This is a genomic window from Georgenia thermotolerans (genome assembly GCF_009193185.1).
In the GTDB taxonomy this organism is placed as follows: domain Bacteria; phylum Actinomycetota; class Actinomycetes; order Actinomycetales; family Actinomycetaceae; genus Georgenia; species Georgenia thermotolerans.
The window spans coordinates 12,599-30,027 of the sequence record NZ_VUKF01000032.1; the positions used below are offsets into that span (position 1 = coordinate 12,599).

A 17,429-nucleotide genomic window follows, 5' to 3' on the forward strand; every position below is an offset into this window, starting at 1 on the left:
CGCGGCCCCCGGCCGTCGGCCTCAGCCGGTGAGCCGGATCGGGTTGACGATGTCCGCGTAGGCCAGCAGCACGCTCATGCCGATCATGGCGACGACGACGACGTAGGTCAGCGGCAGCAGGCGCGCGGTGTCCACGGGCCCGGGGTCGGGGCGCCGGGCCAGGAGGGCGACGCGCCGGCGTGCGCCCTCCCACAGGGCCCCGGCGATGTGCCCGCCGTCGAGCGGCAGCAGCGGGATGAGGTTGAAGACGAACAGCGCCATGTTGAGCGAGACGAGCAGGGAGAGCATGTCGGCGCTGCGCTCCGTCAGGCCGTAGCCCTGCCCGTCGACGGAGGCAATCTCGCCGGCGACGCGGCCCACGCCCACCAGTCCCATGACGCCGGGGTCGCGCTCGCCGCCGCCGAAGGCGGCGTGGGCGACGTCGACGAGGCGCTGGGGCAGCGTGAGGACCACGCGCACAGTGCCGGTGAAGGTCTGCCAGACCATCCCGGGCACCTCGCCCAGCGGCTGGCGCACCAGCTCGAAGGTCGGGCCGATGCCGACGAACGGGCGGGGCTCGAGGACCGGCTTGCCCGCGTCGTCGAGCACCGGTGTGCCCGAGGCGTCCACCTTCGGCCGGTCGGCCATCCGGGGCGTGACCTCGACGGTCACCTGCCGGCCCGCGCGGTCGACCACGACCGGGGTCGGGGCGGTGCCGCCGTCGGCGATGGCGGTGGCGACGTCGGTCCAGTCGCGCGCCTCGGTCCCGCCCCACCGGACGATCCGGTCGCCGGCGTGCAGGCCGGCGGCGGCGCCGGGCGAGGCGGGGTCGGCGGGCCCGCACTCCTGGGCCTGGGCCGCGGGGACGCACGCCTGCACGTTGCCGAGGGTGGTGGTGTACTGCGCGACGCCGAGCCCGACCGCGGTGACGGCCAGGAGGACGGCCGCGATGAGCAGGTTCATCACCGGCCCGCCGAGCATGACGACGAGCTTGCGCGGGACGGTCAGGTGGTAGAACGCCCGGTGCTCCTCCCCCGGCCTGAGCTCCTCGAGCGCGGCCTGCCGCGCCTCCTCGACCATCGAGAGGCGCCCGTTGCGGCGGACGGCGGCGGCGCGCCGGGCCGGCGGGTACATCCCGACCAACCGGACGTACCCGCCCAGCGGCAGCGCCTTGAAGCCGTACTCGGTGCCGCGCACGGTCTTCGACCACAGCGTCTTGCCGAAGCCGACCATGTACTGCGGCACCTTGACGCCGAACTTCTTGGCCGGCACCAGGTGGCCCAGCTCGTGCAGCGCGATGGACAGGATGAGGCCGACGGCGAGGATGAGCACACCGATGGCGAAGTCCACGGGCGGGTCTCCTTCCGGTCGGGCAGGGGGCGAGCACCATCATCCCTCCCGAACCTGGGAGCAGTCACCGTGCCACCCCTCACGCAAGGACCGCCTCGGCCAGCTCCCCGGGCCGTTCGAGGCTGAGCATGTGCGGGCCGCCGTCGATCACCGTGAGCCGTCCGCCCGGCACCCGAGCGGCGATCTCGGCCATGACGCGTGGCGGGGTCGAGACGTCGAGCGCGCCGGTGACCAGGCGCGTCGGCATGCGCAGCCGCGCCAGCCGCCCGAGCGTGTCGACCCGGGCGAGGGCCCGCCAGCTCGCCGCCCACGCGTCGGGGTCCGCCCCGAGGACCTGCCTGCGGGCGTAGCGGACCGCCCACCCGTTGACGGCGAGCGCCTCCGGGGTGAACCAGCGGGTCATGGTCGGCGCCAGCACGCTCGCCATGCCGCCGGCCTGGGCGGCTGCGCCTCGCTCGAGGAAGGCCGGTTGCGGGACGGCGACGGTCGCGACCAGGGTCAGCTCGCTGACCCTGGCCGGCCGGCTGAGCGCGTACACCTGGGCGATCGCCCCTCCCAGGGAGAGCCCCGCCACGTGCGCCCCGTCGACGCCGAGCCGGTCGAGGAGGGTGTCGAGGTCCCGGGCGAGCTGCTCGAGACTGCGCACGTGCGGCGCGGCGCCCGCAGTGCCGTGCCCGCGCAGGTCGTAGGCGATGACGCGCCGATCCACCGGGATCGCGGCGACGGTGTCGCGCCACATGCGCCGGTCCAGCCCGAGGGCGTGCACGAGGACCAGCGGCGGGCCGACGGCGCGCCCCGACGCCGGCCGCTCGAGCACCGTGGTGGCGTGGTCGCCGAGCGTGACGAGGCGCTCGAGCGGGTCCCGGGGCGTACCGGGGACGGTGGGTGCGGAGGATGCGGCGAGCTCAGGCATGGCTGGCGTCCTTCCGGGGCGTGGAGGTCCGTGGGCCGGCGCAGGCTCAGTGGCCGCCGTGGGCGGCGCCGGAACCGGCGGCGGGCGTCCCGCGCGGGACGGTCACGAAGGTGAGCAGCAGGAGGGCCGCGAGGATCCCGACGGTGAGGTGGAAGGCCCTGGCATACCCGGCGACGAGGCCGGCCGACGTCAGGAGGTCCCCTGCGGCGGCGGTGAGCGCGGCGACGCCGAGGGCGGCACCGATCTCGTGCCCCGTCATCATCAGTCCGGAGGCCAGGCCGGCCCGCTCGGCCGGGACGTCGCCCATCGCGGCGACGGCGATCGCGACGAACATCGGGCCGACGCCGGCGCCGACGACCAGGAAGCCGGGCAGCACATGGGCCGCGTACGAGGTGCCGCCCGCATTCGCTGCCAGCAGCATCACGCCACCGGCCATGACGGCCAGCCCGCCGAGGATCAGGGCACGGGCGCCGACCCGGCCGATGACCTTCGACGCCACGGTGGCGGCCAGGGTGATGGCGGCCGCCAGCGGCAAGAACTGCAGGCCCGTGACGATCGGCGAGGACCCGATGATCGCCTGGAGGTACAGCGAGCACAGGAAGATCGCGCCGACGACGACGCCGGTGACTCCGGCCATGACCGCGGAGGCCGAGACGAGCGACCGCATCCGCCAGGTCGAGGGCGGCACGAGGGGGTCGGCGGCGCGGCCCTCGAGCCGGGCGAACGTCGTCAGCAGCACCGCGGCGAGCGCCAGCGCGCCCCAGGTGCGCGGCGCGGCCCACCCGGCCGACTGGGTGGACTCGATGCCGAACACCAGCGAGAGCAGCCCGGCCACCAGGGTCAGCGCCCCCGGCAGGTCGAGCCGGCGGAGGGCGGTCGTGCGGCGCCCGCCGGCCGCGACGGCGCGCAGGGTGCCGACGACGACGGCCACGCCGATCGGGACGTTGATGAAGAACACCGCCCGCCAGCCCAGGGCGCTGGTCAGCGCGCCGCCGAAGAGCACCCCGGCGGCGATGCCGAGGCTGCCGACCGTGCCCCACATGGCCAGGGCGGCCTGCCGCTGCCGGCCGGCGTAGGCGGTCATGACGATCGACAGAGCCGCCGGGGTGAGCAGCGCGGCGCCGGCGCCCTGCGCGGCCCGGGCCACGATGAGCGTGAGCGGGCTCAGGGCCAGGCCGCTCACCAGCGACGCGGCGGTGAACAGCCCGATGCCGGCGAGGAACGCCCGCCGCCGGTCCAGCAGGTCGGCGACGCGCCCGCCCAGCAGGAGCAGGCCGCCGGACAGCAGCACATAGGCGCTGATCGCCCACTGGTAGTCGGCCGCGGACAGGTGCAGGGCCTCGCGGATGGACGGCAGCGCCACGTTCACCACCGACACGTCGAGGATGACCATGAACTGCGCGGCGATCATCAGAGCGAACACCGTCCAGGGCCGGCGCGGCTCCTCGGGCGTCGCGTCCGGGCTCGGACGCTCGTGCTGAGCGGCCGGCGCGGTGTGGCGGTGGGCGGGGGGTGCCGGGTCGACGGCGGGATGTGCCGACATGTCTCCTCCTCGGGGACTGGTCCAGGTGGGGTCGTGCACCACCGTCGCGGCCCGGGATGATCGCTCGCGCCGGGGAAATCGCCGGGATCGGAGCGCGGGACGAACCCGGCGAGGAGTCGGACGGCCGCCGGGAACCCGCAGGATCGGCTTGCCGGTCGAACCGCCGAAGACGGCGATGCCGGTGGCGCCGCCGGCACCACGGCCCCGCGTGGGGCTCCCCTGCCGCCTCGCGTGCCGCGTGAACCCGGCGGTTTCACCGGCGAGAGCCCAGGTGGGGCGCTCCTAGCGTTCGATGCGAACCATCCGATCGAAGGAGCACTCATGACCGCCAGCACCACGCCGGACGCGCCGGCGACCATGGCACGCCGGGCGCCCCGTCGCGGCCCACTGGCTCGCCGCTGGCCGACCGCGGTCGGCGTCGTGGCCGCCGCCGCCAGCCTCGCGCTGGTGGCGCCGCTGCCCGAGCGGGTGCAGACCTCCGTCGGCGCGTGGTCGGTCCTGCTCGCCGCGGTCATCTACCTCACCTGGGGCACCGCCCGCGGGGAGCTGAGCGACCGTCGCCTGCTGGGCGCCCAGACCGCCGCGGTCCTGACCTTCGGCGCGGTGGCCGTCGCCGCGGTGGCCGTCACCCCCGACGCCGCCCGCGTCGTGCTGGCCGCCGGCTGGCTGGCCCACGCCGCCTGGGACGTCGCCCACCACCGCGCCGGGCGCGTGGTGCCGCGCTGGTACGCCGAGACCTGCATGGCCGCCGACGTGCTGCTCGCGGTCGGGCTCCTCGCCGCCGGCGCCCTCTAGCCGGGCGCCTCCAGGGCAACGCCGGCCGGGGCGGGCTGTCGCGCAGCTAGCGCTGGCCGGTGCGCGCGGAGCGGGCGCCGATGAGCCCGTCGGCGCGGCGGCGGGCCCACTGCTCCACGGCGAGGACGTCGTCGAGGGTGGGGGCGGCGAGCCCGTCGTGGGCGGCGAGGACCTCCTCGACCACCGCGACGATGCCGAGGTAGGGGAGCCGGCCATCGAGGAAGGCGGCCACGCACTGCTCGTTGGCGGCGTTGAGCACCGCCGGGTGGGTCGCCGAGGCCGCGGCGGCGTGGCGGGCGAGGCGGACGGCGGGGAAGATCTCCTCGTCGAGCGGCTCGAACGTCCACGCGGTCGCCTCGTCCCACCGGCACGGCGCGGTCACGCCCGCCGCCCGGGCGGGCCAGGTCAGGCCGAGCGCGATGGGCAGGCGCATGTCGGGCGGGGAGGCCTGGGCGATGGTGGCGCCGTCGTGGAACTCCACCATCGAGTGGACCACCGACTGCGGGTGGACGACGACGACGATGTCCTCGGCCGGCACGTCGAAGAGCAGGTGCGCCTCGATGAGCTCGAGGCCCTTGTTGACCAGGGTCGAGGAGTTGATGGTGACGACCGGGCCCATGGACCACGTGGGGTGGGCCAGCGCCTGCCCGGGCGTGACCTCGGCCAGCCGGTCGCGGCTCCAGCCGCGGAAGGGCCCGCCCGAGGCGGTGAGGATGATCCGGCTGACCTCGCTGCGGCCGGTGACCACCGGGCTGGTCATGCCCTTCTCGTGCCGGCCGGAGCGCAGCGCCTGGGCGATGGCGGAGTGCTCGGAGTCGACCGGGACCACCTGCCCGGGGCGGCGCTGGGCCTGGCGCACGAGCGCCCCGCCGACGACGAGGGACTCCTTGTTGGCCAGCGCCAGGGTGGCGCCGGAGCGCAGCGCGGCCAGGGTGGGTTCGAGGCCCACCGAGCCGGTGATGCCGTTGAGGACGACGGCGCGGGGTCCCTGCCCGTCGCCGTCCGGCGCCGGCGTCAGGGATCCGGCGACCTCGGTGGCCGCGGCCGGGCCGGCGACGATCTCCGGCGCGCCGTCGCGGCGCCCGGCGCGGGCGAGCTCGTCGGCGATCAGCTCGCGCAGCCGGGCGAGGGTGGCCGGGGCGTCGTCGGCCACGGCGACGACCTCGACGTCGTGGGTGACGGCCTGCTCGGCGAGCAGCTCGAGGTGCCCGCCGCCGGCGGACAGGGCGCGCACCCGGTAGGTACCCGCGGGAGCGGCGTCGATGACCTCGAGGGCCTGGGTGCCGATGGAGCCGGTCGAGCCGAGGAGGACGACGTCGGTCGCTGGGAGGGGGTCGGGCACGGCGGGGCTCACTCGACGGCCACGAGGACCTCGACGGCGCGGTCGAGGAACGCGTCGACGGTGCCCTCGTGGTAGGCGCGGGAGGCCCGGGCGGAGGGGAAGGTGGTGGAGCGCACCTCGGCGGCGGTGAGCTCCCCGCCGTCGTCGAAGTAGGCGACGAGCCGCTCGAGCAGCGCGTCGACGGCCTCGCGGTCGTAGCCGCGGCCACGCTCCGGGGCGCGGAAACGCTGCCCGGCGGGGCGCAGCAGCCGCGGGTAGAGGGTGGTGGCCAGCTCGGCGATGTGGTCCATCCAGGCCGACTCCCCCTGCGCGGCCACGTAGGCCGAGCGGCGCCGCTGGACGAAGGCGGCCTCGAGGCGGTCCAGGGCGGCGTCGACGGCGGCGGTGGCGTACCCGTCGCGCACCAGGTCGAACGCGGCGGCACGCACGTCCTTCTCGTCGAAGGTGCCCTGCCCGCCCGCGGTGCCGGGCGCGCCGGTGGGCGCCGGGCCGTTCTCGTAGGCGGCGCGTGCCCGGGCGAAGAACTCCTCGACCTGCTGACGGTCGTACCCCGTGCGGGTGCGCCCCGCCGTCGGGAACATCGTGCTCATCCCTGCGTCTGCTCCTTCGCCGGAACCTTCTTCTCGACCAGGACCTCGGCGGCGAGCTGCCCGCAGGCGCCGTCGATGTCGCTGCCCCGAGTGTCGCGCACCGTCGTCGGGATCCCCGCATTACGGAGCGTGTCGACGAAGGTCTGCTCGACGTCGCGGTCGCTGCAGGTCCAGATCGAGCCCGGGGTGGGGTTGAGCGGGATGGGGTTGACGTGCACCCAGCCGCGGCCGCGCCGGTTGAGCTCGTCGGCGAGCAGCTGGGCGCGCCAGGCGTGGTCGTTCATGTCCTTGATGAGCGCGTACTCGATGCTCACCCGCCGCCCGGTGGTCTCGAAGTACCGGCGGGCGGCGTCGAGCAGCTCCCCGACCTTCCAGCGGGAGTTGATCGGGATGAGCTCGTCGCGCAGCTCGTCGTCGGGGGCGTGCAGGGACACCGCCAGGGTGACCGGCAGGCCCTCCTTCGCGAGCTTGTCGATGGCGGGCACCAGCCCGACGGTGGAGACGGTGACGTTGCGGGCGGACAGGCCCAGGCCGGCGGGAGCCGGGTCGGTCATCCGGCGCACCGCGTTCACCACGGCGCGGTAGTTGGCCAGCGGCTCCCCCATGCCCATGAACACGACGTTGCGCAGGTGGGTGGGCCCGCCGGCGAGGTCGCCGTCGCGGGAGGCGCGGGCGGCCAGGCGCACCTGCTCGACGATCTCCGCGGTGGAGAGGTTGCGGGTCAGGCCCTGCTGGCCGGTGGCGCAGAACGGGCAGGCCATGCCGCACCCGGCCTGGGAGGACACGCACAGGGTGGTGCGGTGCTCGTAGCGCATGAGCACGGACTCGACCATGGCGCCGTCGTAGAGCCGCCACAGCGACTTCACCGTCGCCCCCTTGTCCGCGACCATGTCGCGGACCTTGGTGACCAGCTCGGGCATCAGGGTGGTGGTCAGCTCGTCGCGGGCGGCGGCGGGCAGGTCGGTCATGTCCGCCGCGTCGCGGGTGAGGTGGCCGAAGTAGTGCCGGGAGAGCTGGTCGGCCCGGAACGCGGGCAGGCCGAGCTCCTTGGCGACCTCGGCGCGCTCGGTCGTGGTGAGGTCCGCCAGGTGGCGCGGCGGCTTGCCGCGGCGCCGCGCGGTGAAGCTCAGCGTGGGACGTCCGCCCGGCTCCACCTGGTGGGAGGGCTTGACCTGGACGGGGGCGGGGGTCTGCTGCGTCATGACGCAGGCCATCCTCTCAGAACATGAGCTGCCCGGTCGCGGCGGTGAGGATGAGATAGGACACCGGCGCCGAGACGAGCAGCGAGTCCAGCCGGTCCATGATCCCGCCGTGGCCGGGCAGCAGCGAGCCCATGTCCTTCAGCCCCAGGTCCCGCTTGAGCAGGGACTCGGCGAGGTCGCCGGTGGTGGCGGCGCCCACCGCGGCGACGCCGAGCAGGGTCCCGTGCCACCACGCCCCCGCGGGCAGGAGCGCCACGAGCAGGGTGCCGAGGCCGGCGGAGAGCAGCAGGGACCCGGCCAGGCCCTCCCAGGACTTCTTCGGGCTGATGCTCGGGGCCATGGGGTGCTTGCCGAACAGCACGCCGGCGATGTACCCGCCGATGTCGTTGCCGATGGTGACGAGGATGAAGACGATGACCAGGTACGGCCCGTACTCCTCGCGCAGGAGCAGGATCGCGAAGCCGGCGAGGTAGGGCACGTACGCCGCGGCGAAGACCCCGGCGGCGGCGTCGCGCACCGCCGCCCGGCCCCCGCCGTCGAGCACCCGCCACAGGAACACCCCGCCGCCGGTGAGGACGAACGCGACGAGCATCGCCTCGGCGCCGGCGGTCCACGCCGAGACGAGGATGCCCACCGCCCCCACCCACAGCGGCAGCAGCGGGATCCGGATGCCGCCCTGGTCGACGGCGCGGGCCAGCTCCCACAGGGCGCCGCAGCAGGCGACGACCACCAGGACGACGAAGACCTGCGGCAGGACCAGGCTCAGGGCGACGACGAGCAGCAGCCCGACGCCGACCCCGATGGCCGCGGGCAGGTTGCGCCCCGCCCGCCCGGTCGGCTTGAGCGGCTTCTCGGGCCGCGGCGGGGGCGGAGGGACGAGGGCGGAGCGGGCTCGGCGGCGTGCCTCGCTCAGCCGCCGCAGGGCGGTGGCGAGGGGGTCGGGGGTGGCGTCGTGCTGGTGGGTCATCAGTCGTGCTCGCGGGTCCTCAGACCTCGAGGAGCTCCTTCTCCTTGCCCTCGAGCACCTTGTCGATGAGCTCGACGTGCTTCTTGGTCAGGGACTCCAGCTCCTTCTCGGCGCGGTCGACCTCGTCCTCGCCGGCCTCGCCGTCCTTCTTGATACGGTCCAGCTCCTCCTTGGCCTTGCGGCGGATGGAGCGGACCGAGATGCGGGCATCCTCGCCCTTGGTGCGGGCGAGCTTGACGTACTCCTTGCGCCGCTCCTGGGTCAGGGCGGGCAGCACCACGCGGATGACGTTGCCGTCGTCGGTGGGGTTGACCCCCAGGTCGGACTCGCGCAGCGCCTTGACGATCGCGGCGGTGGCCGAGCGGTCGTAGGGGCTGATCAGCACGGTGCGCGCCTCGGGGATCGTCAGCGACCCCAGCTGCTGCAGCGGGGTGGGCGCACCGTAGTAGTCGACGGGGATGGGGTTGAACATGCCGGCGTTGGCCCGGCCGGTGCGGATGTGGCTGAGGTCCTCGCGGGCCCGCTCCACCGCCTTCTCCATCTTCTCCTCGGCCTCGAGCAAGGCGTCGTCGATCACGGCGTCACTCCTTCAACAGTCACGGGGCTCGCGGTCACGAGCGTTCCGATCTTCTCACCCCGCAGCGCGCGGGTGACGTTGCCGGGCTCGCTCATGCCGAACACGCGCATGGTCAGGCCGTTGTCCATGCAGAGGCTGAAGGCGGCGGCGTCGACCACGCGCAGGCCCTGCTGGATGGCCTCGGCGTAGGTGAGGTGGTCCAGGCGGGTGGCGGTGGGGTCGGTCTTGGGGTCGGCGGTGTAGACGCCGTCGACGCCGTTCTTGCCCACGAGCACCTCGTCGCAGTGGGTCTCCAGGGCGCGCTGGGCGGAGACGGTGTCGGTGGAGAAGAACGGCATGCCGGCGCCGGCGCCGAAGACGACGACGCGGCCCTTCTCCATGTGGCGGATGGCGCGCAGCGGGATGTAGGGCTCGGCGACCTGGCCCATGGTGATGGCGGTCTGGACCCGGGTGCGCACGCCGGCCTGCTCGAGGAAGTCCTGCAGGGCCAGGGCGTTCATGACCGTGCCCAGCATGCCCATGTAGTCGGCGCGGGAGCGGTCGATGCCGCGCTGGGAGAGCTCGGCGCCGCGGAAGAAGTTGCCGCCGCCGACGACGATGGCAACCTGGACGCCGTCGGCCACCGCCGTGGCGATCTGCCGGGCGACGTCAGCGACGACGTCGGGATCCAGGCCCACGCTGCCACCGCCGAACACCTCCCCGGAGAGCTTGAGGAGCACGCGGCGCGGCTTGGCGGGGACGGGCTGGTCGGACATGCGAGGACCTCCTGCGGGGCGACGGGTGGGCGGAGGGAGGGGCCGGCGGGGCCGGTCGGGCGCCGCGGCGGGGTGCGGTCCGGCGCCTGCGCGTCGGCCGGTGCTGCTGGGGGTGGGGTCTGGGCGCGGGTGGCGTCCGGGCCCCGGTGCGCCGGTGGCCCCGGCCCTCGCGGGCCGGGGCCACCGGTCGTGCTGCGTCAGGCGCCGACGCGGAAGCGGGCGAAGCCGGTGACGGTCCCGCCGGCCTCGGCGACGACCTGGCCGACGGACTTCTTGTTGTCCTTGGCGAACGCCTGGTCGAGGAGGCAGTTCTCCTTGTAGAAGCCGTTCATGCGGCCCTCGACGATCTTGGGCAGGGCCGCCTCGGGCTTGCCCTCGTTGCGCGAGGTCTCCTCGGCGATGCGCCGCTCGTTCTCGACGACGTCCGCGGGGACCTCGTCGCGGCTGAGGTAGCGCGGGGAGAACGCCGCCACGTGCATGGCGATGTCGTGCGCCACGTCGGCGCCGGCGGCGTCGGTGGCCACGAGCACGCCGACCTGCGGGGGCAGGTCCTTGGCGGTGCGGTGCAGGTAGCTCGTGACCTTCTCGCCGGCGACGCGGGCGACGCGGCGCACGGCGATCTTCTCGCCGAGGGTCGCGGCGACGTCGTCGACCACGTTCTGCACGCTGACGCCGTCGGTCTCGGCGGCGAGCAGCGCGTCGGCGTCGGTCGCGCCGGAGGACACCGCCGCGGCGAGGACGCGGTCCGCGAAGGAGACGAAGGTCTGGTTCTTCGCGACGAAGTCGGTCTCGGAGTTCACCTCGACCATCACGCCGACCTCGCCGGCGCCGTCGGCGGTCGCGCCGACCTCGACGGCGACGAGGCCCTCGGCCACGGCCCGGCCCTCACGCTTCGCGACGCCCTTGAGGCCCTTGACGCGGATGATCTCGAGCGCCTTGTCCTGGTCGCCCGCGGCCTCGTCGAGGGCCTTCTTGACGTCGAGCATGCCCGCGCCGGTCTTCTCGCGCAGGGCCTTGATGTCAGCGGCGGTGTAGTTCGCCATGAATGATCCTCTCCAGATCAGCGGGTGGTGGTCAGGCCTGCTCGGCGGACTCGGCGTCCTGGGCGGCGGCGGAGTTGTCGGCCACCTGGGTGGTGTCCGGGCCGGCGACGTCGACACCCGGGGTCGCGTCGGCCGCCTCGGCGGCCTCGACGACCTGCTCGGCGTCGTGGGTGGCGCCGGCGGCCTGCTGGGCGGCGGCGAGCTCCTCGTCCTTGGCGTCCGCGGCGACCGCGGAGGTCTTGGTGGAGGTCTCGGCCTCGTGGGTGGCGAGCAGCTCGCGCTCCCACTCCGCCAGGGGCTCCTCGGCCGGGGTGGCGCCCTGGCCGCCGCCGTGGCGGGTGACGAGGCCCTCGGCCGCGGCGTCGGCGATCACGCGGGTGAGCAGCGAGACGGCGCGGATGGCGTCGTCGTTGCCCGGAATCGGGTAGTCGACCTCGTCGGGGTCGCAGTTCGTGTCGAGGATCGCGACGACGGGGATGTTGAGCTTGCGCGCCTCGGCGACGGCCAGGTGCTCCTTCTTGGTGTCGACGATCCACACCGCCGACGGCACCTTGGCCATGTCGCGGATGCCGCCCAGGGTGCGCTCGAGCTTGTCCCGCTCGCGGCGCTGCATGAGCAGCTCCTTCTTCGTGAAGGCGCTGCCGGCGACGTCGTCGAAGTCGACCTGCTCGAGCTCCTTGAGGCGCTGCAGGCGCTTGTGCACGGTGCCGAAGTTGGTCAGCATGCCGCCGAGCCAGCGCTCGTTGACGTAGGGCATGCCCACGCGCTGGGCCTGCTCGGCGATGGACTCCTGGGCCTGCTTCTTGGTGCCGACGAACAGGATGTTGCCGCCGTGGGCGACGGTCTCCTTGACGAACTCGTAGGCCCGGTCGATGTCCTTGAGGGACTTCTGCAGGTCGATGATGTAGATGCCGTTGCGCTCGGTGAAGATGAAGCGCTTCATCTTGGGGTTCCACCGGCGGGTCTGGTGCCCGAAGTGCACGCCGCTCTCGAGGAGCTGGCGCATGGTGACGACGGCCATGGCACGTCCTTTCCTGGTGCGGTCGCCCGCACGCTGAGGGGCCGCGCGCGGCCTGCCGGCGCGCTGCGTGGCCCTGTTTCCGGTTGTCCGTCCCGCGGCCGGGTGGCCTGGGGACCCTGGTGCCCGCGACGCGACGCACCCGTGGCGAGCCACGGGACCGCTGCTGTCGGGCGTCCCGCCGACCGAGCGCCGGAGGACCGGCGCGGTGCGGCAGCACGCGGGCACGCGATGTCAGCCGGCCGAGGCCGGTTGCGAGAGTCATGCTAGCGGATGCGCCTGTCCGGGCACGTCGCCGGGGTGTGGGACGCACGTCACGTGGCCTGGTGCCGGGCCGTCCACAGGCGGGCGGGTGCGCCCGGCGGCGGTCCGTCGCGGCCGGGCAGCGTGGGGCCATGGCCGCGCTGACGCTCCCCCGCCTCGCCCTCCTCGCCGGGGGCGCGCTCGCCCTGGCGGGGCTCGCCGTCGTCCCGGCCGGGCCGGCGGCGGGACCGCCCGGTCCTGCCCCGGCGGTGGCGGGCGGCTCCCCGGCGGAGGCGTCCCCTCCCGGTGGGACCGAGCTGGGCACGGTCGGTGCGGTCATGCCGGCGGCGAAGGTCCGCTACCGGTGGCCCACCGGTGAGCCCGCGGAGGTGGTGCGCGCCTTCGACAACCCCGAACAGCCGTGGGACGCCGGGCACCGGGGGGTCGACGTGGCACACGGCGTGGGGCGCGCGGTGCTGGCGGCGGGCGACGGGGTCGTGGCGTTCGCGGGCACGGTGGTGGACCGCCCGGTGGTGTCGGTGCAGCACGCGGACGGGGTGCGCACCACCTACGAGCCGGTGCTGCCCGTCGTGCGGGCCGGGCAGGAGGTGCGGGCCGGGCAGCTGCTGGGCCACCTCGCCGCGGGACACTGTCCACCGCACCGGCCCAGCTGCCTGCACTGGGGCGCCCGGCGGGGCCCGTCGACCTACCTCGACCCGCTCGCGCTGGTCGGCGCCCGGGCGCTGGTGCGGCTGCTGCCCGACGATGTGGGGCCGCCGTGAGGGCCGGGATCGGCGGGCGACCGCCCGGCCGCTGACGGAGGGCGCGTCCGGCCGCTGACGGAGGGCGCGTGTCCGGCCGCGGGCGAGGCGCTCGCGCCGGGCCGTTCAGGCGCGGGGGTGGGCCTGGGTGTAGGCGGCCAGCAGCCGCTCGGGGGTCACGTGCGTGTAGCGCTGGGTGGTCGCCAGGGAGGAGTGGCCCAGCACCTCCTGCACGGTGCGCAGGTCGGACCCGCCGGCCAGCAGGTGCGTGGCGGCGGAGTGGCGCAGGCCGTGCGGGGCCAGGTCGGGCACCCCGGCGACGGCGGTGAGCCGGTGCACCACCGCCCGGATGGTGCGCGGGTCCACGCGCCCGCCCCGGGCACCGAGGAACAGCGCCCGGGCCGACGCCGGGCCGGCAAGGGCGGGACGGCCGCGCTCCAGCCAGGCCGCGAGGGCCCGCCCGGCGGGGACGCCGAACGGCACCACCCGGTCCTTGTCACCCTTGCCCGTCACCCGCACGGTCCGCTCCCCCGCGTCGACGTCCGGCACGTCGATGCCCACGAGCTCGCTGATGCGCACCCCGGTGGCGTAGAGGAGCTCCAGCGCCGCCCAGTCGCGCAGGTGCACCGGGTCGTCGTCGCCGGCGCGGTCCTGGGCGACGGCGAGGAGCTGGGCGGCGTCGTCGACGGCGAGCACCGTGGGCAGGTGGCGGTTGGGCCGCGGGCTGCGCAGCCGCGCCCCGACGTCCTGCGGCAGGTGGCCGTTGCGGTGGGCCCACGTGCAGAAGGTGCGCACCGCCGCGGTGCGGCGGGCGAGGGTGGCGCGGGACATGCCGCGGCGGCGCTGGTCGGCGAGCCAGGCGCGCAGCGTGGTCAGGTCGAGGCGGGCGAGCGGGTCGGGGTCCTCGGCGTCGACCGTGAGGTGGTCGGCATCCTCGGCGTCGGCCGCGACGTGGTCGGCGTCCCCGGCGCCGGCGCGGAGGTGGTCGAGGAGCTGGCCGACGTCGGTGACGTACGCGCGCAGCGTGTGCGGGCTCAGGCCGCGCTGCAGGCCGAGGAACCGGGCGAAGGCCTGCAGCACCGGCGGGTCGTCGCGCCGCTCCGTCTCCGTCGTCCCCACGGTGCCACCGTACGACCGCCCGGCGGGGCGCGGCGGTCACCGCCCCGCCCGGCGCGGCGAGGCGGGGCGGGTGCGCCGCCAGGCGCTGCCGTCCCGCTCCACCCGGCCCTCGAGCTCGAGATGACCGAGCGCGGCGCGCACGTCGGCGACGGGCAGCCCGGCGGTGCGCGCCACGCTGGCCACCGCGGCGGACGCGCGGGCGGGCAGGGCGTCGAGGACGCGGGCGGCCCGCGGGTCCAGGCCGTCGAGCAGCCCGGGCTGCACCGCCGGCGGTTCGGGCAGGTGCGCGCCGGCGGGCGCGACCAGCTCGAGGACCTCCGCGGCGTCGGTGACGCACACCGCCGCCTGCTCGCGAAGCAGCCGGTGGCACCCCGCGGAGGCCATGGAGGTCACCGGCCCGGGGACGGCGCCGACCGGCCGGGCGAGGGTGGCGGCGTGGGCGGCGGTGCTCAGCGCGCCGGAGCGCCAGGCGGCCTCCACCACCACGGTGGCGGCGCCGAGCGCGGCGATGAGCCGGTTGCGGGCGAGGAAGCGGGAGCGGCTGGGCGCGCAGCCGGGCGGCACCTCGGCGACCACGCCCCCGGCGGCGACGACGGCCTCCAGCAGCGCGCTGTTGCCGGCCGGGTAGAGCCGGTCGACCCCGCCGGCGAGCACCGCCACGGTGTGCCCGTCGGCGCCGAGGGCGCCCCGGTGGGCCGCGGCGTCGATGCCGTAGGCGCCGCCGGAGACGACCGCGACGCCCGCCTCGACCATCCCGGCGGCCAGCTCGGCGGCCACGTGCTGGCCGTAGGTGGTGGCGGCCCGGGCCCCGACGACGGCGACCTGCCGGCGCGCGCCGTCGTCCGGGCCGGCGGCGAGGCGTCCGCGCACCCACAGGGCGAAGGGGCGGGCCTCGCCGAGGTCGTCGAGGGCGGCCGGCCAGCCCGGGTCGCCGGGCACGAGGAGGTGCCCGCCGAGCCGGGCCAGGACGTCGAGCTCGCGGCGGACGTCGAGGTGCTCCAGGCGCGGGGCCCACCGCGCCACCGCCTGCTCCCAGGGCCGGGCGCCGGCGGCCTCGCCGCGGCGCACGACCCCGACGAGCCAGTCCAGGGCCTCGACCGGGCCGAGGTGGGCCACGAGGGTACCGGCCGCGGGGTCGCCGGGCTCGACCAGCCGGCTCCAGGCGGCGGCCGCCAGCCGCGGGTCGGTGGCGTCGAAGGGCAGCTCACGCATCGGGGCCCCCGCGGGTGCGCAGGCCGAGCGCGGTGCCGACGTCGGCGGTGCTGGGCCCGGCCCGCCCGGCAAGGTCCGCCAGCGTCCAGGCCAGGCGCAGCACGCGGTCCACGCCGCGCATGCTCAGGGAGCCGCGGTCCAGCGCCCGGTCCAGGGAGCGGCGCACCTCGGTGGCGAGACCCGCCTCGGGCCCGCGGAGCCACGCCCCGGGCACCTCGGCGTTGAGCCGCCACGGGGTGCCGGCCAGCCGCGCGGCCTGGCGGGCGCGGGCGGCGGCCACCCGGGCGGCCACGGCCGCCGACGTCTCGGGAGGCCCGGCCAGGGCGAGCATGGCGCGGGTGACGGGGGCGACGTCGACCTGGATGTCGATGCGGTCGAGCAGCGGGCCGCTGAGCCGGGCGAGGTAGCGGCGCCGCTCGGCGGGGCTGCAGGTGCAGCGCAGCCCCTTGCCGACGGCCTTGCCGCACGGGCAGGGGTTCGCGGCCAGGACCAGCTGGAACCGGGCCGGGTAGCGGGCCGACCCGGCCGCGCGGTGCAGCACGAGCTCGCCGTGCTCGAGCGGCTGGCGCAGGGTCTCGAGCACCCGGGGGGAGAACTCCGGTGCCTCGTCGAGGAAGAGGACGCCGCGGTGGGCCCGGCTGGCCGCGCCCGGGCGCGGCAGTCCCGACCCGCCGCCGATGACGGCGGCCGGGGTGGCGGTGTGGTGCGGGTCCTCGAAGGGCGGGCGGCGCAGCAGCCCGCCCTCGGGGTCGAAGGTCCCGGCCACCGAGTGGATGGCGGTGACCTCCACCGCCTCGGCGTCGGCCAGGTCGGGCAGCAGCCCGGGCAGCCGGGCGGCGAGCATCGTCTTGCCGGCGCCCGGCGCCCCCACGAGGAGGAGGTGGTGCCCGCCGGCGGCGGCGACCTCCAGGGCGAAGCGGGCCTCGTCCTGGCCGAGGACGTCGGCGAGGTCCTGCGCCCCGGTGTCGCCGCGCGCCGGTACCGCCGGCGGCTCGGCCGGGGCGGGGGCGGCGGTCGGCGCCTGGGCGACGCCACCGTAGGCGCGCACCACCTCGGCGAGGTGGTGCACGGCCCGGACCCGGGCGCCGGGCACCAGCGCGGCCTCGGTGGCGTTGCCGGCCGGGACGACCACGTCGGGGCTGCCGGCCGCCACGGCGGCGGCGACGGCGGGCAGCACCCCGCGCACCGGCCGGACCCGCCCGTCGAGGGCGAGCTCGCCCAGGTGCACCGTGCGCGCCGCCTCCGCGGCCGCGGGCAGGTCCTCGGCCGCGAGCACGGCGACGGCGAGGGCGAGGTCCAGGCTCGTGCCGCGCTTGGGCAGCGACGCCGGCGAGAGGTTGACGGTCCGCCGGGCCGGCTGCCAGGCCAGGCCGCAGGCGGTCACCGCCGAGCGCACACGCTCCCGGGCCTCGTTGACCGAGGCGTCGGGCAGGCCGACGAGGGTGAACGCCGGCAGCCCCTGGCTGCGCTGCGCCTCCACCTCCACCAGGTGGCCCTGCAGCCCGACCAGCGCCACGGTCCAGGTGCGCCCGAGCCGCACTCAGCCCACCCCCTGGAGGTACTCGACCTGGGCGGGGCCGGCGGGCTGCGGGCGCACGGCCACGACGTCGATGCGCACCCCGCCGCCCACGTCGTGCTCGCTCAGCCATCGGCCGGCCAGGCGGCGCAGCCGGGCCAGCTTGACCCGGTCGACGGCCTCGGCCGGGTGCCCGTACGCCCCGGAGCGGCGGGTCTTGACCTCGACGATGACGACCTCCCCGGCCGCCCGGTCCAGGGCGACGAGGTCGATCTCGCCGAGCTCGCAGCGCCAGTTGCGGTCCAGCAGCTCCATCCCGCGCTCGACGACGGTGCGCGCGGCCACCCGCTCCCCGTAGGCGCCGACGGCGTCCTTGGCCCTCATGTGCCCCACCTCCGCCGCCAGCCTGGCGGGGCGGAGGGCGTGAGCGTGGCGTGGCGCCGGGGGCCTGTGGACGGCGTGGCGTCAGCGGCGCCGCAGGACCCGCCAGAGGGGCCTGGGGAC

Annotated in this window: 17 protein-coding genes; 2 read left to right on the forward strand and 15 right to left on the reverse strand. The window is 76.1% G+C overall.

Translation table 11 applies throughout. The features are described 5' to 3' along the window. Positions 1-21: 21 nt before the first annotated feature. The 3 genes from GD970_RS14815 to GD970_RS14825 all read right to left on the reverse strand — a co-directional run bounded on the left by GD970_RS14815 (position 22) and on the right by GD970_RS14825 (position 3,785). Positions 22-1,329 carry a M50 family metallopeptidase gene (locus GD970_RS14815; protein WP_152203671.1) on the reverse strand — a complete coding sequence of 436 codons (1,308 nt, stop codon included), beginning with the start codon at positions 1,327-1,329 and terminating at the stop codon, positions 22-24. Between the two features lie 79 nt (positions 1,330-1,408). Then, positions 1,409-2,242, reverse strand: a complete 834-nt coding sequence (locus GD970_RS14820; protein ID WP_152203672.1) for an alpha/beta fold hydrolase — start codon at positions 2,240-2,242, stop codon at positions 1,409-1,411. 46 nt (positions 2,243-2,288) lie between these two features. Then, positions 2,289-3,785 (reverse strand): MFS transporter, encoded by a 1,497-nt coding sequence (locus tag GD970_RS14825; protein ID WP_152203673.1) that lies wholly within the window; start codon positions 3,783-3,785, stop codon positions 2,289-2,291. Between the two features lie 321 nt (positions 3,786-4,106). Between GD970_RS14825 and GD970_RS14830 the strand changes: the two genes are divergently transcribed. Further along, positions 4,107-4,580, forward strand: a complete 474-nt coding sequence (locus GD970_RS14830; RefSeq protein WP_152203674.1) for a DUF6010 family protein — start codon at positions 4,107-4,109, stop codon at positions 4,578-4,580. Between the two features lie 46 nt (positions 4,581-4,626). Here GD970_RS14830 and dxr read toward each other — a convergent pair whose 3' ends face one another. From dxr to rpsB, 8 genes are all read right to left on the reverse strand, one after another. Further along, positions 4,627-5,922 carry a 1-deoxy-D-xylulose-5-phosphate reductoisomerase gene (dxr, locus tag GD970_RS21730; protein WP_170297269.1) on the reverse strand — a complete coding sequence of 432 codons (1,296 nt, stop codon included), beginning with the start codon at positions 5,920-5,922 and terminating at the stop codon, positions 4,627-4,629. 8 nt (positions 5,923-5,930) lie between these two features. Beyond that, complete coding sequence (locus tag GD970_RS21735; RefSeq protein ID WP_170297270.1) at positions 5,931-6,512, reverse strand: DivIVA domain-containing protein; 582 nt, start codon at positions 6,510-6,512, stop codon at positions 5,931-5,933. Then, the gene (gene rlmN / locus GD970_RS14840) at positions 6,509-7,714 is read right to left on the reverse strand and encodes a 23S rRNA (adenine(2503)-C(2))-methyltransferase RlmN (protein ID WP_211489839.1); all 1,206 of its coding nucleotides are present in this window, start codon (positions 7,712-7,714) and stop codon (positions 6,509-6,511) included. Before rlmN ends, GD970_RS21735 begins: the two co-directional genes overlap by 4 nt. Before the next feature lie 16 nt (positions 7,715-7,730). Beyond that, a complete protein-coding gene (locus tag GD970_RS14845; RefSeq protein WP_152203677.1) occupies positions 7,731-8,681 on the reverse strand; it encodes a phosphatidate cytidylyltransferase in 951 nt (316 codons plus the stop codon). Between the two features lie 19 nt (positions 8,682-8,700). Then, entirely contained in the window at positions 8,701-9,258 is a 558-nt protein-coding gene (gene frr / locus GD970_RS14850; protein WP_152203678.1) for a ribosome recycling factor, read from the reverse strand. Next, positions 9,255-10,013, reverse strand: a complete 759-nt coding sequence (gene pyrH / locus GD970_RS14855; protein WP_152203679.1) for a UMP kinase — start codon at positions 10,011-10,013, stop codon at positions 9,255-9,257. Before pyrH ends, frr begins: the two co-directional genes overlap by 4 nt. A gap of 197 nt (positions 10,014-10,210) precedes the next feature. Continuing rightward, a complete protein-coding gene (tsf, locus tag GD970_RS14860; protein ID WP_152203680.1) occupies positions 10,211-11,056 on the reverse strand; it encodes a translation elongation factor Ts in 846 nt (281 codons plus the stop codon). A gap of 31 nt (positions 11,057-11,087) precedes the next feature. Then, a complete protein-coding gene (gene rpsB / locus GD970_RS14865) occupies positions 11,088-12,077 on the reverse strand; it encodes a 30S ribosomal protein S2 (protein ID WP_152203681.1) in 990 nt (329 codons plus the stop codon). Positions 12,078-12,469: 392 nt separating this feature from the next. On the opposite strand from rpsB, the gene GD970_RS14870 reads away from it, so the two are divergent. After that, positions 12,470-13,099, forward strand: coding sequence for a M23 family metallopeptidase (locus GD970_RS14870; protein WP_152203682.1), 630 nt, complete (start codon positions 12,470-12,472; stop codon positions 13,097-13,099). Between the two features lie 105 nt (positions 13,100-13,204). On the opposite strand, the gene GD970_RS14875 is transcribed toward GD970_RS14870, so the two are convergent. The 4 genes from GD970_RS14875 to GD970_RS14890 are packed head-to-tail and all read right to left on the reverse strand — an operon-like array spanning position 13,205 to position 17,309. Next, positions 13,205-14,197, reverse strand: coding sequence for a tyrosine recombinase XerC (locus GD970_RS14875; protein WP_152203683.1), 993 nt, complete (start codon positions 14,195-14,197; stop codon positions 13,205-13,207). A 36-nt stretch (positions 14,198-14,233) separates the two neighbouring features. Then, positions 14,234-15,409 (reverse strand): DNA-processing protein DprA, encoded by a 1,176-nt coding sequence (gene dprA / locus GD970_RS14880; protein ID WP_152203684.1) that lies wholly within the window; start codon positions 15,407-15,409, stop codon positions 14,234-14,236. Continuing rightward, positions 15,402-16,949 (reverse strand): YifB family Mg chelatase-like AAA ATPase, encoded by a 1,548-nt coding sequence (locus GD970_RS14885; protein WP_152203685.1) that lies wholly within the window; start codon positions 16,947-16,949, stop codon positions 15,402-15,404. The genes dprA and GD970_RS14885 overlap by 8 nt, the downstream gene beginning before the upstream one ends. Beyond that, positions 16,950-17,309 (reverse strand): YraN family protein, encoded by a 360-nt coding sequence (locus tag GD970_RS14890; protein WP_152203686.1) that lies wholly within the window; start codon positions 17,307-17,309, stop codon positions 16,950-16,952. Positions 17,310-17,429 lie beyond the last annotated feature (120 nt).